Source organism: Allocatelliglobosispora scoriae (assembly GCF_014204945.1).
Taxonomy (GTDB): Bacteria; Actinomycetota; Actinomycetes; order Mycobacteriales; family Micromonosporaceae; genus Allocatelliglobosispora; species Allocatelliglobosispora scoriae.
Map to the genome: position 1 here is coordinate 2,534,184 of NZ_JACHMN010000003.1, position 15,381 is coordinate 2,549,564.

At 70.2% G+C, this 15,381-nt stretch carries 10 protein-coding genes; 8 read left to right on the forward strand and 2 right to left on the reverse strand.

Annotated elements, in window-relative coordinates; all coding sequences use genetic code 11:
• Nucleotides 1–162 precede the first annotated feature (162 nt).
• From F4553_RS37580 to F4553_RS37595, 4 genes are all read left to right on the forward strand, one after another.
• Nucleotides 163–1,209 carry a glycosyltransferase family 2 protein gene (locus F4553_RS37580; protein WP_184846095.1) on the forward strand — a complete coding sequence of 349 codons (1,047 nt, stop codon included), beginning with the start codon at nucleotides 163–165 and terminating at the stop codon, nucleotides 1,207–1,209.
• Nucleotides 1,206–2,396: an ATP-grasp domain-containing protein gene (locus tag F4553_RS37585; protein ID WP_184846097.1), complete on the forward strand. Its 1,191-nt coding sequence runs from the start codon at nucleotides 1,206–1,208 to the stop codon at nucleotides 2,394–2,396. The genes F4553_RS37580 and F4553_RS37585 overlap by 4 nt, the downstream gene beginning before the upstream one ends.
• A complete protein-coding gene (locus F4553_RS37590) occupies nucleotides 2,393–3,619 on the forward strand; it encodes a hypothetical protein (RefSeq protein WP_184846099.1) in 1,227 nt (408 codons plus the stop codon). Before F4553_RS37585 ends, F4553_RS37590 begins: the two co-directional genes overlap by 4 nt.
• A 125-nt stretch (nucleotides 3,620–3,744) precedes the next feature.
• The gene (locus F4553_RS37595) at nucleotides 3,745–4,203 is read left to right on the forward strand and encodes an SRPBCC family protein (protein ID WP_184846101.1); all 459 of its coding nucleotides are present in this window, start codon (nucleotides 3,745–3,747) and stop codon (nucleotides 4,201–4,203) included.
• A gap of 239 nt (nucleotides 4,204–4,442) precedes the next feature.
• Here the strand turns inward: F4553_RS37595 and F4553_RS37600 are convergent, their stop codons facing one another.
• Together F4553_RS37600 and F4553_RS37605 are read right to left on the reverse strand one after the other, a co-directional pair.
• Complete coding sequence (locus F4553_RS37600; RefSeq protein WP_221470639.1) at nucleotides 4,443–8,195, reverse strand: leucine-rich repeat domain-containing protein; 3,753 nt, start codon at nucleotides 8,193–8,195, stop codon at nucleotides 4,443–4,445.
• A 48-nt stretch (nucleotides 8,196–8,243) separates the two neighbouring features.
• Complete coding sequence (locus F4553_RS37605; RefSeq protein ID WP_184846105.1) at nucleotides 8,244–8,516, reverse strand: hypothetical protein; 273 nt, start codon at nucleotides 8,514–8,516, stop codon at nucleotides 8,244–8,246.
• Here F4553_RS37605 and F4553_RS37610 point away from each other — a divergent pair.
• The 4 genes from F4553_RS37610 to eccD all read left to right on the forward strand — a co-directional run bounded on the left by F4553_RS37610 (nucleotide 8,504) and on the right by eccD (nucleotide 15,372).
• On the forward strand, nucleotides 8,504–8,692 hold the full coding sequence (locus tag F4553_RS37610) for a hypothetical protein (protein ID WP_184846107.1): 189 nt from the start codon (nucleotides 8,504–8,506) through the stop codon (nucleotides 8,690–8,692). The genes F4553_RS37605 and F4553_RS37610 overlap by 13 nt on opposite strands.
• A gap of 142 nt (nucleotides 8,693–8,834) precedes the next feature.
• Nucleotides 8,835–10,037, forward strand: coding sequence for a type VII secretion-associated serine protease mycosin (mycP, locus tag F4553_RS37615; RefSeq protein WP_184847444.1), 1,203 nt, complete (start codon nucleotides 8,835–8,837; stop codon nucleotides 10,035–10,037).
• Entirely contained in the window at nucleotides 10,034–13,999 is a 3,966-nt protein-coding gene (gene eccCa, locus F4553_RS37620; protein ID WP_184846109.1) for a type VII secretion protein EccCa, read from the forward strand. The genes mycP and eccCa overlap by 4 nt, the downstream gene beginning before the upstream one ends.
• On the forward strand, nucleotides 13,996–15,372 hold the full coding sequence (gene eccD / locus F4553_RS37625; protein WP_184846111.1) for a type VII secretion integral membrane protein EccD: 1,377 nt from the start codon (nucleotides 13,996–13,998) through the stop codon (nucleotides 15,370–15,372). Before eccCa ends, eccD begins: the two co-directional genes overlap by 4 nt.
• Nucleotides 15,373–15,381 lie beyond the last annotated feature (9 nt).

Sequence of the window (15,381 nt, forward strand, 5' to 3'; positions counted from 1 at the left end):
GTCGATTGGTCGTCTGAGAGTGTGCCTCGCGCCGCCGACCCGCACAACATCGCCGGTCATTTGTCCGCATAGATCGACTCAAAGCCGACGGGGGCCGTGCGGATGGTTCCGGTGGGGCTATCGTGTGCGCATTCATGCGTCGACGTACGCCCATACGTCGACATGATCAAGGGCGCGACGGTGCGCCGGGAAGGCAGCGGAGTGCCGAGTAATGAGGAGTTCGCGCTCACCGTCGTCGTTCCCTGCCTCAACGAGGCCGACAACATCGACGCCGTCTACCGCGAGATCGTCGACGAGCTGAGCTCGTACGCCGGGCTCGAGATCCTCTTCGTCGACGACGGCAGCACCGACGCCACCCTGGCCCGCTTCCGCGACCTCGCCGAACGCGATCCGGCCGTCTCCTACCTCTCGTTCACCCGCAACTTCGGCCTCGAAGCCGCGTTCTCGGCCGGCTACCGCTACGCCCGCCACCCCTGGGTGCTGCACCTCGACGCCGACCTGCAGTTCCCGCCCGCCGAGGCGCACAAGCTGATCGACCGCGCCCGCGACGGGTACGACGCCGTCTTCGGCATCCGGGTCAACCGGCAGGACCGGCTGCTGCGCCGGGCGGCGTCCGGGCTGCACGAATTCATCGCGCGACGGCTGCTGCGCATCGAGATCCCCTCCGGCGGCACCAGTTTCCGCCTGGTGCGTACCGACCTCGCCCGCCGCGTCGTCGATCTGCGCCTGGGCACCCCGTACTTCATGGCGACCCTGCCCCGGCTCACCCGCGCCTGGACCACCGTCCCGACCGCGCACCGCGCCCGGCGCAGCGGCGAGGCGAAGGTGACCGTCCGCGGCCTCGCCCGGCACGCCGTCGAGCTCTTCATGTCCTACTCGGTGCGGCCCATCGTCTTCGCCGGGCTGCTCAGCCTCGCCGCGGCCGGGGTCGCCCTCGCCGCGGCGGTCGTCGCCGTCATCCCCGGCGGGTTCGCCCCGGCCGAGGCGCTGATCGGCCTCGCCGCCGCAGCCGGGCTGCTCAGCCTCGCCGTCATCGCCCGCTACCTCGTGCACATCGGCAACGGTCAGCCCGGCACCCCGCTGTTCCTGATCGCCGAGACCAACATCCCGGTCGACGCCCGGGACCTGCTCCACCAGCCCCGCCAGCTCCACCCGTCGGCCGACGGCCTCGACCGCACCACCTCGCGCCTCGCGGAGACAGTCCCATGACGACGCTCGCCGTGCTCGGCGGCGCGGACGGAGCGATCACCACCCTGATCACCGCCCGCCGCCTCGGAATCACCACCATCTGCATCGACGCCCGCACCGACGCCCCCGCCGTCGAGTACGCCGACGAGTTCCTCAACGTCAGCACCCGCGACGTCGACCAGCTCGCCGCCCGCCTCGCCGACCGCCCCGACCTCGCCGGGGTCGTCTCGCCCGCCAGCGACGTCAACCTGCCCGCCCAGTACCAGCTCGCCCAGCGGCTCGGCCTGCCCAACGGGCTGTCCCCGCAGGCCCTGCGCGCCTCCGTCGACAAGGGATTCTTCCGCGAGGTCTGCGAGTCCCTCGGCCAGCCCGGACCGCGCTTCGTCCAGGGCATCCCCGACCAGGTACGCCACACCGCCGCCACCCTGCGCCACCCGGTGATCGTCAAACCCACCGACTCCAGCGGCGGCCGCGGCATCAGCCTCTGCGCCGACCCGGCCGGTCTCGACGACGCCATCCGCGGCGCGGTCGCCTACTCCGCCAGCGGTGTCGTCATCATCGAGGAGTTCCTCGACGGCGACCACTACGCCGTCGAAGCGGTCGTCGTCGACGGCCGGATCGCCGTCTTCGGCCTCGGTGCCCGGCAGCTCACCGCACCACCGCACTTCGTCACGCTCGAACACGTCATGCCCGGCGGCGACACCGGCCTCGCCGACCGGTGCCGCGCCATCCTCGACGAGATCGTCACCGCGCTCGACTACCGCTGGGGCTCCCTCAACGCCGACCTGCTCGTCGATCGCGACGGCCGGGTCATCGTCATCGAGCTCGGCGCCCGCCTCGGCGGCAACGGCTCCGCGGAACTCCTCGGCCTCGTCAACGGCATCGACGTCACCGCCGCCTACGTCCGCGCCGCCTGCGGCGAGCACCCCGCCGTCACCCCGGCCCGGACCGGCTGCGCGGCGATGCGGGTCCTGCACACCACCGAGGCGGGCAAGCTCATCGCCGTCACCGGCCTCGCCGAGGCCCGAGCCCTGCCCGGCGTCGTCGACCTGATCCTCGCGGCCCGCCCCGGCGACCACGTCGAGCCCTACCACCGGGCGGGCGCGAAGCTCGGCTACCTGCTCGCCACCGCACCCGACCACGACTGCCTGCGGCACACCCTCGCCCGGGTCGACGAGCTGCTGCGGTTCGAGGTCGAACCGACGTGACGCCCGGCGCCGGTGCGCTGCCGCGGGCCCGGGTGGTCGCGGCCCTGCTGGCCGGGCGCGGCGTCTACCGGGCCGCGGTCTACGCCGGCGGCATCGCGCTGCTCGCCACCTGGGGTCCACAGACCTTCGCCGGGTACGCCGCACCGGTCGGCGCGCTCGCCTGGCTCACCGCGGTCACCTCCAGCGGGCCGGAGAAGGCGGCGCTGACGCTGATCCCGCTGCGGGGCGGCGCCCACCTGCACGGATTCCTGCGGTCCCTGGCGATGGTGTCGCTCGCCCTGCCGCTCGCGGTGTGGCTCGTGCTCGCCGCCGCCGGGGCGGGTGACGGGGCTGTCCGATACGGCGCCTCGGCCGCACTGGCCGGCGGGGTCGGGTGCGCCACGGTGCTGGTGGCGCTGCACCGGCTGCGCGGGGCTCCGCTCGTCGACAGCGCAGCTTATCTCGGCATCGCCGCCGCCTACGGGCTCGCGGTGGTGCTCGCCCTGTCGGGTGCCGGGCCCACCGCCGTGCTCGCGGTGCTGGCCGCCATGGTCGCGGTGGTGAACCTCGCGCTGGTCGGCGGGCTGATCCGGGGGGACCGGCACCATCCGGTCGAGGCGGTCGCCGAACCCGTGCCGCGGGGCACCGCGCTGCGGGCCGCGTTCGTGCTGGGCGCCGCGGAGATCCTCGGTACCGCCGGTGTCTCGGTGCTCTACATCCTGCTCGCCGCAGCCGACCACGCCGACGAGACGAGCCTGTTCTACGTCCTGGTGCTGGTCTCGGCCGTCGTCTCCACCGGGTGGGGCTACCTGCTGCGGCTCGGGCAGCCCGCCGCCGTCACCTGGATCGAGCGCGAGGGGGAGCGGACCGGGTGGCGGACCGCGCGCCGGGTGCTGGGCTGGACCGTGGCTGTCGGCGTACCCGCCGGGGTTCTCGTGGGTTGGGTCTCGATCCACGGCTGGCGGGGCGCGGTCCATGCGGCGATCGGCGTGGAGATCGCGTTGTTCGCGGCGAACGCGGTGTCGGCGCTGCTGCTGGAGGTCAGCGGGGCGCGCGGGCGGCGCTGGTCGGCGCAGGGCGCGGTGGCGCAGTTCGCCGCGGTGGTCGGGGTCGGCTGGGCGCTCATCCCGGTATCGGGGGCGCTCGGCGCGGTGACCGCGCTGATCGTGGGCGAGATCGTGCGCGCCGGGCTCCTGCTCGCCGCTCCCGCGCCCGCGCCCGCGCCCGCGCCTGAGTCCGCCTGACCCCGAGATCGCCGCAACTCTTGAAGAGTTGGTGCTAACGGAGCTCTCCAGCACCGACTCTTGAAGAGTTGGTGCTTGCGGCGGGTGGGGCACATGTATCGGGCGGCGCGTGCTTCGATGGTGGGGTGACCAGCCCACACGAAACCGCGAAGATCGTCACCGCCGGCCGCGACGTGGCCGCGCCCGCTGCCGAGATCTTCGAGCTCATCGCCGATCCGTCCCAGCAGCCCCGGTGGGACGGCAATGCCAACCTCGCCGAGGCGCCGTCCGGGCAACGGGTCCGCGCCGTCGGCGATACCTTCGTCATGACGCTCACCGGCGGCGCGGTCCGGGAGAACCACGTGGTCGAGTTCGTCGAGGGCAGGCTCATCGCATGGCGGCCGAGCGAGCCCGGGCAGCCGCAGCCCGGGCACCTGTGGCGGTGGGAACTCGAACCGATCGACGACGCGCACACCCGGGTGACCCACACCTACGACTGGACGCGGCTGACGGACGAGAAGCGGCTCCCGCGAGCGCAGGCGACCACGCCGGACAAGCTGCAGGCATCGATCGACAGGCTCGCCGAGGTGGCCGAAGCCCGCTGACGACTGCTCTCGGACGGCGGGCCGCCGAACGACCCAAGGCGCCAGCGGATTGTCGTCAAGGTTGATCGTGTCCAGGGCAGCGAGGCTGCCGAGAATCTCGGGGACCTGTGTGAACTGCCTGTCGTCCAGCCGCACTGCGGTCAGGTTGATAAGGGCGCCGAAGGTGAGCTGATTGTCGAACCGGAACAGGGCGGTCCGGTTGGTGAGGAATTCACGCTGTAATGACCTATGCCTTTCGATCAATCAGCGGACGCTTCGTATTCGGCGAGGAACCGTGGGTGCACCCATTTGTAATGCTCGCGGTCCTTGACTCGGCGCAGCCCGCCGAAGGAAGGGTCGCGATCTCCGATGATCTTGTGGAGGGTGGACAGGAGGGCCGGGTTGACATAATCGGGGGCTTCGTCGCCGGTGGCTCGGCGGAGGTGGCGTTCCTCGGCCCTGTCGATGGGCGTGAGAGTGGCGGCGTCGAAGGAGGCTTCGAAGCTGTCCTCGACAATGCGGAGCTGGTTGGCGAGCGTGCTCCGGTGGGCATCGGCGGGCAGGTCCATGATGCCAGTGGCGATGGGCAGGAGGGTGCGCAGGATGACGGAGGTGGCTTTGAGCCAGGGCCCGGCGGCGACGAACCATTGGTGCGGCAGATCGATGTCGTAGACGCCGGAGGTGGGGTCGTCGTTGAGGAGAGGGAGTGGTTGGCGGGAATGCTCGCACCACAGGGTGATCCGTACGCGGCGGTGCGTGAAACCGGGGTGTTGAACGGTGCGGTTGGGGATGGTGTGGGTGAACAGCCGGGGGCCGTTGCGGGCGGGCTCGTCGAGGGAGCGGATGAGGTCGCGGTAGCGCTCCTCTGCCTGGCTGATGGCCTGCTGGGTCTGGTTCCCCTGCATGAGAATGGCTGCGGTGATCGCATCGAAATCGGGACGCAGAAGTTCTGCGACCGTGACCGCGAGGCGGGCGGCTGAGGGAACCTGGCTGACTGGGACGGCGAGCATCAGCTCGTCGACATTCTGCATCAGGTCGCAGGAGCGGCACGGAATCCGCGGGGCGGCGTCTCGCTTGCTGGCGATGAGCGCCTTCACGCTGAACCGGCCGCGGCCGGGGGTTCCGTTGGCGCAGGAGGTGGTACAGGGGACGAGGGTCTTGACATCGACGCCGAGCCAGTAGCCGGTGATGTGCTCGCGGATGTCCTCGGTGAGCCGGCTGAGGAAAAACTGAGGGTAGGCGGCACGGACGGTGACGGTGATCCGGTTGTCGTCGATCGTGATCAGCGCGCGACCGTGGTCGCCCTGGTCGACGACGAGACCGGTCTCCCAGTGCAGGCTGCGGGTGTGGTCGTCGCGCCCGAGGGAGAAGCGGTGGAAGCGGGCGATGAGCTGATACATCAGCCCTTCGGGAATGACCGGTTTGTCGGTGGTGGGGTCGGTGATCTCGCAGATCTGGGTCTGTTCCTCCAGTCCGGCACCGTAACCGGTCCAACTCCTCAGATCGGGCTGGGTGGTTGGGACGAGCTGAGTGATGAGGATCTTGGGTTCATCATGCAGGCCGGCTGACCGGACGGGGTAGGAGATGTCGAACTTCTGCATGAGGTGCCGGAACGCGGGATGCAGCGAGGCCGGATAGACGGGTTCGTCGGCGCGTGGCGGGTGCGTCCAGGTATGAGCGAGGCTTCGATGACTGACCAGACCGTGGTGGTCGTGGACCTGGGGATCTTCGAGGACGTAGCTGATGGCTTTGCTGAGCCAGTCGGGTTTGAAGATGATGATGCTGTTGAGGGCGTCATCGGTGTCGTAGTAAATCCACTGGCCGAGGGCGTTGGCGTTGCGGGCGAGGGATCGGGCGCTGGTGGTGGTGAGTCCGTGGGCGTTGGCGCGACGTTCGTACTCGTCGTAGACGAGGTAGGTATCGGTGCCTTCGCGGAAGGCCTGGAGCAGGCTCAGCCAGCTGCGGGGGTAATCGCGGCGTAGGTGCGGCAGGGTGGCCGCGGTCGCGGCGATGGCTCGTTTGAGTTCGGCGATGCCGGTGCCGGTACGGCTGTCGATGTGGTGATAGCCAGCGATCATGTCGCCGTGCTGTTGGGTGAGGCGGGCTTCGTCGATCAGGGCATGGCGGTCGGTGTCGTCGGCGAAGCTGGCGACGATGTGGATGCGGGCGGTGTCGCCTGCGCGGTGTTTGATGAGGTTGGTCCAGTATTCGACGTTGCTGACGTCGGGGCCGCGTCGTGGGCTCCAGACGACGAGGTAGATGGCTGGTGCGGTGAAGTAGAGCTGGTGGGTGGGCCGGTAGAAGGGTTGTCCGCCGAAGTCCCAGCCGTTGAGGGTGGCGGGTTGTCCGTATACCTCGATGCCGACGGGTTTGACTTCTACGCCGTGGGTGGTGAGGCGGCCGTCGATGAACTCCTCGCCGCGTAGTGCGGCGAGGAGGCTGCTCTTGCCTACTTCGCCTTCGCCGACGAGGACGAGCTTCGCTTCGCGTACCTCCTCGCCCTCCCTCTGGAGGGACCGGAGCAGGGAGCCAAGCTCATCTGCACCCTCGGCGATGGCCGCAGCCACCTCGGGCACGAGTGGGTTGTCCGTCAACATCATTGTCTCGGCCAACGGCCAGAGCAACGGAGGGACGGTGGTGAGCCGGTTGCCGTCCAAGCGGAGTGAATACAGGTTGTTAAGGCCGCCAAGAGTGTGGGGAACCTGGGTGAGCCGGTTCCTGCTCAGGCCAAGCGTAGTCAGGTTGGTGAGGGAGCCGAGGACATCGGGGATCTGGGTGAGCTGATTGCCGTTCAGGGTCAGCTCGGTCAGCTTCGTGAGCTGGCCGATGGTGTCGGGGAGCCGCGTGAGCTGGTTGCCGTCCAGATTCAACTCGATCAGGTTGGTGAGGGAGCCGAATATGTCGGGGATGTGCGTGAGCTGGTTGTTGCTCAGATAGAGCGTGGTGAGGTTGGTGAGCGACCCGATGGTGTCGGGGAGCTGGGTGAGCTGGTTACTGTCCAGATAGAGCGTGGTGAGGTTGGTGAGGGAGCCGAGCATGTCGGGGAGCTGCGTGAGTTGGTTGCCGTCCAGATCGAGCCTGGTCAGGTTGGCGAGAGAGCCAAGAATGTCAGGGACCTGTTTGAACCGGTTGGCGTCCAGGCGCAAGGTGGCCAGCCTGGTAAGGGAGCCAAAGGTGTCGGGGATCTGTGTGAGCTGGTTGTTATGCAGATCGAGCGTGGTCAGTTTGGCGAGGACGCTGAAGATGTCGGGGATCTGTGTGAGCTGGTTGTCATGCAGGTGGAGCGTGGTCAGTTTGGTGAGGGAGCCGAGGATCTCAGGGATCTGCGTGAGCTGGTTGCGGTCCAGGTGAAGTGTGGTCAGTTTGGTGAGGGAGCCGAGGATCTCAGGGATGTACGTGAGCTGATTGTTGCTCAGATAAAGCGTCGTCAGGTTGGTGAGGGAGCCAAAGGTGTCGGGGATCTGTGTGAGCTGGTTGTCATGCAGGTGGAGCGTGGTCAGTTTGGTGAGGGAGCCAAGGGTGTCGGGGATCTGTGTAAGCCGGTTACCGTCCAGGCGAAGCGTGGTCAATTTGGTGAGGACGCTGAAGATGTCTGGGATCTGCGTGAGCTGATTGTCAGCCAGGCCAAGCGTGGTCAGATTGGTGAGGGAGGCGATGGCCTCAGGAAATTGCGTGAGTTCGTTGCCGTCCAGGTGAAGTGTGGTCAGTTTCGTGAGGGAACCGAGGACGTCGGAGACTCGCGTGATCTGGTTGCTGTTCAGGTACAGCTTGGTCAGGGTGGTGAGGGAGCCGATTATCGGGGGAACCTGTGTGAACAGATTGCCGTCCAGACGCAACTCGGCCAAGTTGGTGAGGGATCCCAAGGCTTCCGGGACATCGGTGAGTCCGAGTCTGGACAGGTCGAGGTGGGCGGCGTTCGTCTTTGCGGCATGGGCGATGCGTTCTGTCGCGGCGTCTGGTAGCAAGACCTTGTGTCCTTCGGACTGGACGTAACCAACGCCCACATCAGACACCGCTGTGCCTGATCAAATCGAGTCGATCAACATTGCTCCCAACCACAACTACAGTGTGGATGCCTGCTCACGGAGATTCTCGGTCGGGACCGGGTAGTCCGGGTAGGGGAGCTGTTCCGGCTCGTCGAACTTGTCGCCGCCGGGGCTGGTCGTGCGCACCACCTTCAGGTAGAGCACGCCACCGGTCGTGGTGACCTTGATTCCGCAGGGTTTGGCGTTGGTGCCGGGCTTCTCGTACGGCTCGACCTTGACGATCTCGCCCTGGCCCTCGGCGACCGACAGGACGTCCAACGCGAACGAGATGAAGCGTGCGGTGCGCATCACCGACCACCCCGCCCACGACCGGTGCCCGGCTGAAGGTCAAGCTCGGTGTCCTCGGGCAGGTGCAGCCCGACGACCGGATAGCCGTACGGATCGCCGCCGTCGTGGTACGAGATCACGCGACCGTCGGCGAGTTCGGCGATCCCGGGCCGGTCGCCCGTCGGCGCCGCCGATAGGACCAACTCTTGAAGAGTTGCGGGGATCTTGATGCGTGGGGCCGGCGGCCGGTCGCGCGCACGAACGTGCCGGGGAGCCTGAGTGAACCGGAGGGTGGCGGTCCGCGTAGTAGGGGCGACATACCTACCGTGGAGGTGCGTGATGGTGCTGCGGGGCCGCCTGCTGGCAGCTGTCGCGCTCGCTGCCGCCGCCGGGCTGCCCGGTGCGGCCGCGGCGGCGGCGCCCACGGTGAACTGCACCACCCCGTCGCAGCAGCTCAGCCGCGAGATCCCCTGGACGCACAAACGCCTCGCCCCGTCGCGGGTCTGGCCGCTCACGCGGGGCCAGGGTGTGACCGTCGCGGTGATCGACACCGGGGTGGACGCTCTCGTGCCGCAGCTGTTCGGCAAGGTCCTCCAGGGAGCGGACATCATCAACGGGGGCGGCAACGCCAACACCGACTGCTACGGCCACGGCACCTTCGTCGCCGGGATCATCGCCGCCGAACCCATCACCGGCTCCGGCGTCTCCGGTATCGCCCCGGGCGTGAAGATCCTGCCGATCCGGCAGGCCACCGGACCCAACGACGGCTCGTCGTCCACATTGGCCAACGGCATCAGGGCGGCCGTCACCGGCGGCGCGAGCGTCGTCAACATCTCCGCCACCGCGTTCTTCCCCAGCGACGACCTCCGCGACGCGGTCCGGTTCGCCGCCGAGCGCGACGTCGTCCTCGTGGCAGCCGCCGCCAACGAGGCCCAGACGGGCAACCCGATCGCCTACCCCGCCGCCTATCCGCAGGTGATCGCGGTCGGTGCGATCGGGCAGGACGGGCAGCGCAGCGAGTTCTCCGAGGTCGGGTCCTACCTGGATCTGGTGGCACCGGGGGTGGACGTGGTGAGCCTGTCCCGGGGCGGCACCGGTCACCTGCTCGACAGCGGCACCAGTTACGCCACCCCGTTCGTGACGGCGACGGCGGCGCTGGTCCGGGCGTACCACCCGAAGCTGACGGCCCGGCAGGTGATGCGGCGGCTGGAGCTGACCGCGGACCATCCGGGCGCGGCCCTGCCCGACCCGCGCGTGGGGTGGGGGGTGGTGAACCCCTACGCGGCGGTCACCGCCGTGCTGGCGGAGGAGGGCGGCCAACCGGCGAAGGCGGTGGCCGGGGCGCCGGTGGAGGTGGCGCTGCCGGTCGCGGCGGACACGTCGGCGAAGACCGCGGCGCTGGAGTTCACGATCGCGGTCGCCACCGTGACCGCGGTGATCGCGCTCGTCGCCTACCTCGTCCCGCACGGCATCCGCCGCCGCTGGCGCAGCGTCGACGAGGACCCGGCCGAGCCGCCGACCAAGCCCGGGAGGGGCCGATGAGCACGATCCCGGTCACGCGCGGCCAGCGCCGCCCCGCCCCGCCGATCGACAAGGGTGACTTCCCGCTGCAGGAACCGCCCGGGCTGCCCGAGGCGGCCGGCGGCAACCTGTCGAACATGATGATGTACCTGCCGATGGTCATCGGCTCCGGTGCGATGATGCTGTTCTACCTGCAGCCGGGGCAGAACAAAGCCATCCTCTATCTGGCGATGGGTCTGATGGCCGTGGCGTCGGTGGTCGGCGTCGGCGCGATGATGATGCGGACCGGCTCCGAGCGCAAGACCAGGCTCAAGGGCGAGCGCCGCGACTACCTGCGCTACCTCGGGCAGGCCCGGCGGCAGATCCGGCGCAGCGTCGACAAGCAGCGCACCTCGGTGCTCTTCACCCACCCGGATCCCGATCGGGCCTGGGCGCTGGTGCCGACGGAGCGGCTCTGGGAGCGGCGGGCCAACCACGCGGACTTCGCGGAGGTACGCATCGGGCTGGGCCAGCAGCGCCTGGCACTGTCGTTGCAGGCGCCGCAGACCAAGCCCGTCGAGGACCTGGAACCGTTGTGCGCCAGCGCGTTGCGCCGGTTCCTGCGGGCCTACACGGTCATCGACGACATGCCGGTCGCGGTCTACCTGCGCGGGTTCGCCCGGGTGAGCCTCGACGGCGACGAGGAGGTCACGCGGGCGCTGACCCGGGCGATGGTGGCTCAACTCGCCGTCTTCCACTCGCCGGAGGACCTGCGGATCGCGGTGCTGACCAGCCCGGATCGGCTGCGGCACTGGGAGTGGGTCAAGTGGCTGCCGCACGCGCTGCACCCCGACGAGAACGACGCGGCCGGTGGCGTACGCCTCGTCTGCGACGCGTGGGCGGATCTGGAGCGGCTGCTCGGCGGCAAGGCGATGGACGAGCGCGGGCGTTACGAGCCGGGCCAGATGGCGAGCGCCGCGGAGCCGTTCGTGGTGGTGATCCTCGACGACGCCCCGATCTCGGGTTCGCACCGGCTCGCCGGGGCCGGTTACCGCAACCTGGTCGCGATCGACGTCTGCGGCGGGCTGCCCTGGGACGGCGCCGCGACGACGCTGCGGCTGCGGATCGCCGACGACTCGGTCGAGAAGGTCGACATGACCCGGGCCGGTGACGAGCAGACGACCGTGATCGGGCGCCCGGACGCGATGAGCCTGGTCCGGGTGCGAGCCCTGTCCCGGCTGGTGGCGCCCTACCGGTTGGGCGGGACGAGCACGGCGAGCGAGACGACCGCCACCTCGGCCGACCTCGCGGCGCTGCTCGGGATCGCGGACCTGCGCAGCCTGGATCCGCAGGTGCTGTGGCAGGCCCGCACGGCCTGGGACCATCTGCGGGTGCCGATCGGCATCACCGAGCGCGGCCACGTGGTCGAGGTCGACCTGAAGGAGTCGGCGCAGGGCGGCATGGGCCCGCACGGCATCCTGATCGGCGCGACCGGCTCGGGCAAGTCGGAGCTGATCCGGACCCTGGTGCTGTCGCTGGCGCTGACGCACTCGTCGGAGAAGCTCAACATGGTCCTCGTCGACTTCAAGGGCGGCGCGACCTTCCTCGGCCTCGACGGTCTGCCGCACGTCTCGGCGCTGATCACCAACCTCGTCGACGAGCTGCCCCTGGTCGACCGGATGCAGGACGCCCTGCAGGGCGAGCTGGTCCGCCGCCAGGAGCTGCTGCGGCGCCACAGCCACACGTCGGTGCTGGAGTACGAGCGGGCCCGGGCCGGTGGCGCCGTCCTCGAACCGCTGCCCACCCTGGTGATCATCGTGGACGAGTTCGGCGAGCTGCTCAGTGTGAAGTCCGAGTTCGTCGACCTGTTCATGATGATCGGCCGCCTCGGCCGGTCGCTCGGAGTGCACCTGCTGCTCGCGTCGCAGCGCTTCGAGGAGGGCCGGATCCACACCCTGGAGACGCACCTGTCCTACCGGATGGGCCTGCGGATGTTCTCCTCGATGGAGTCCCGCAGCGTCATCGGGGTCAGCGACGCCTATGACAAGCCGCTCGCGCCGGGCTCGGGCTACCTGCGCACGGACACGACGACGCTGGTGAAGTTCCGCGGTGCCTACGTCTCCGGGCCGTGCCCGGTCCGGGGCCGCCGGGTGGCGCGGCCGGTCAGCCACGCGCGGATCGTCGCCTTCGAGGCCGGGTACGTGGTGCCGTCACGCCCCGTCGAACCGCCGCCGCCGGCCGCCACCGACGAACCGGGGGAGGCGACCGAGACGACGCTCGCCGTGATCGTGGACCGGCTGCGCGACGCGGGGCCGCCCGCCCACCGGGTGTGGCTGCCGCCGCTGTCGGATCCGGCGACGCTCGCCGAGGTCACGCCGGTGCTGTTCACCGATCCGGTACGCGGGTTCGGCGCACCCTATGGCGGGCTGCGGGTGCCGGTGGCGCTGGTGGACCGGCCGTTCGAGCAGCGCCGGGAGATCCTGCACGCGGAGCTGGAGGGTGCCAAGGGGCACGTCGCGGTGATCGGCGCGCCCCGGACCGGCAAGAGCACCATGCTGCGGGCCATGATCGCCGGGCTCGCGCTCGCGCACACCCCGCGCGAGGTGCAGTTCTATGTGCTCGACTTCGGCGGCGGCGCGATGGCGGCGCTGGGCGGGCTGCCGCACGTCGGCGGGGTCGCCAATCGGCGGGACCGGGAACGGGTCACCCGCACGGTCGCCGAGGTCGCCGACATCCTCGATGCCCGGGAGGACCGCTTCGGCCGCCACGACGTCGAGTCGATGGCGGCCTACCGGCGGGCCCGCTCGGCCGGGCAGCACACCGAGGACCCCTTCGGCGACGTGTTCCTCGTCATCGACGGGTGGTTCACGCTGCACCAGGAGTTCGAGGGACTGGAGCCGGTGATCCAGGAGATCGCGACCCGGGGGTTGAGTTACGGCGTACACCTCATGGTGACCGCGGGCCGCTGGTCGGAGATCCGGCCGTGGCTGCGCGACGTCCTGCAGAGCCGCTTCGAGCTGCGCCTGGGCGACCCGATGGACTCCGAGATCGACTTCCGCAAGGCGAAGACGGTCCCGGAGTCGCCGGGCCGGGGGCTCACCGCGGACAAGTTCCACTTCCTGTCGGTGGTGCCGCGCCTGGACGCCGCCGTCGGCAACGACGATGACGGCACCGGCCTGTCGGACCTGGTCGACGCGGTCGCGACGCACTGGTCCGGACCGACCGCGCCGCGGGTGCGGATGCTGCCCAAGGTCCTCGACGCCGCGACCCTGCCGGTCGGCCCGCCCGACGGCGAGGTGCGGGTCGTGCTCGGCCTCGACGACCAGCGCCTGCAGCCGGTCTGGCACGACTTCGCGCTGACACCGCACCTGATGGTCTTCGGGGACAACCAGACCGGCAAGACCAACCTGCTGCGCCACATCGCGGCCGCGATCACCGCGCGCTTCGAGCCCGCCGAGGCCCAGGTCCTCATCGTCGACCCGCGCCGCAAGCTCGCCGACGCCGCACCCGAAACCCAACGCGTCGGGTACGCCCTGAACGGCCCCGCCCTGCGCGAGGTGATCGCCCGGGGCGCCCCGGTCCTCAAGGAACGCGTTCCCGGCGCCGACATCGGACCGGAACGCCTCGCCGCCCGCGACTGGTGGACCGGGCCCCGGCTCTTCGTCCTCATCGACGACTACGACATGGTCAGCGGCATCGGCGACTACCCCGGCGAAGCGCTCGTCGAGCTGCTCGCGCACGGTGCCGAGATCGGGCTGCACGTCGTCGTCGCGCGTACCACGTCCGGGGCGAGCCGGTCGATGAACGACCCGCTGCTGCGCCGGATGTGGGACCTCGGCACGCCCGGCGTGCTCTTCTCCTGCGCCCGCGAGGAAGGTGCCTTCCTCGGCGGCGCGAAACCGCTCGTGCTCCCCGTCGGCCGGGCCCAGTTCGTCCGGCGCCGCGGCGAGCCCGTGCAGATGCAGACCGCCATGGCCAGTTCCGCTCCCGGGGAGGCGCAGTGACCGACGTCAGCCGGGTCGTACTGATCACACCACATCGGACGGTGGAGATGGCGCTGCCGTCCACCGTGCCGCTCGCCGACCTGATCCCGGTGCTGGTCCAGCGGGCCACGATGTCCGGGATGCTCGACTCGGCCGGCCGCAACCGGGCCTTCACCGGCGACGGCGACTGGGTGCTGCAGCGCCTGGGTACCGGCCCGCTCGACGAGGAGATGACCCCGGCGGCGCTGCAGATCCGCGACGGCGAGACGCTCTACCTCAACCCCCGCGACGCGGCCCTGCCACCGGTGCACTTCGACGACCTGATCGACGGCATCGCCAGCGGCGTGCGGCACCGCCCGGACCGGTGGCGCGACGGGATGACCCGGGCCCTGTTCCTGGTCGTGGCGGCATTCGTTCTGGTCACTGCGTATGTGATCGTGCTGCGGTCGCCGGTGGAGTCGCGGCTGACGATCGCCGCCGCCGGTGCCGTGGCGCTCGCCTTCGGCGCGATGATGTGCTCCCGGGCGCTGGGCGACGGCTGGGCGGCGATGACGCTCGGGGTCGCGGCGATCCCGTGGGCGGCGATGGCGGGTTACGCCGTCCTGCCGCCGGGGGAGTCGACCGACCCGCAGTGGCTCTGCGCCACCGTCTCGGCGAGCGCCATCGCGCTGATGCTCACCTTCGCCCTCGGCCACCACCGGGCGCTCTTCCTGGCGGTATGGCTGGTCACGCTCGCCGTGGCGGCCGGTGCGCTGCTCGTCATCGGCGGGCTGACGGTCGGGCAGGCCGCGGCGTCGGCGGTGGCGGGTGCCCTGGTCGCGACCGCGTTCGCGCCGTCGGTGGCGTTCCGGCTGGCGCTGATGCGGCTGCCCCAGCTCCCGACGAGCGCCGCGGACCTGTCCGAGGACATCGAGCCCTACGCCGGTCCGAAGCTGATCAGCGGTGCCGTCGTCGCCGACACCTACCTCACCTGGATGCTCGTCGCGAGCGGCGTCGTCTGCCTCGGCGGGCTCGCCGTCCTCGCCGAGGAGCCCGGCTGGGCCACCACCTGGTTCGTCGTCGCCGTCATGGGCGTCCTCGCGATCCGGTCGCGCGGGCTCGGGTCGGGCTGGCAGCGGGCCGCCACGGTGGTCCCGGTCCTCGTCGGCGGCTCGCTGCTGCTGATCCGGCTCGCCGACGGCCGGGGCGGCCCGGCGACCGCGATGACCGTGCTCGTCCTCTTCGGACTCGTCGTCGCCTCGGTCGGCCTCGCCCGGTCGCTGCCCGGCAAGCGGCTGCTCCCCTACTGGGGGCGCATCGCCGACATCGTCGAATACCTCTTCGCCCTCGCCATGATCCTGCTGCTGCTGGCCGTCTTCGACGCCTACCAGTGGGCGCGGGCGCTGGCCGGGTAGGGGAGCGGC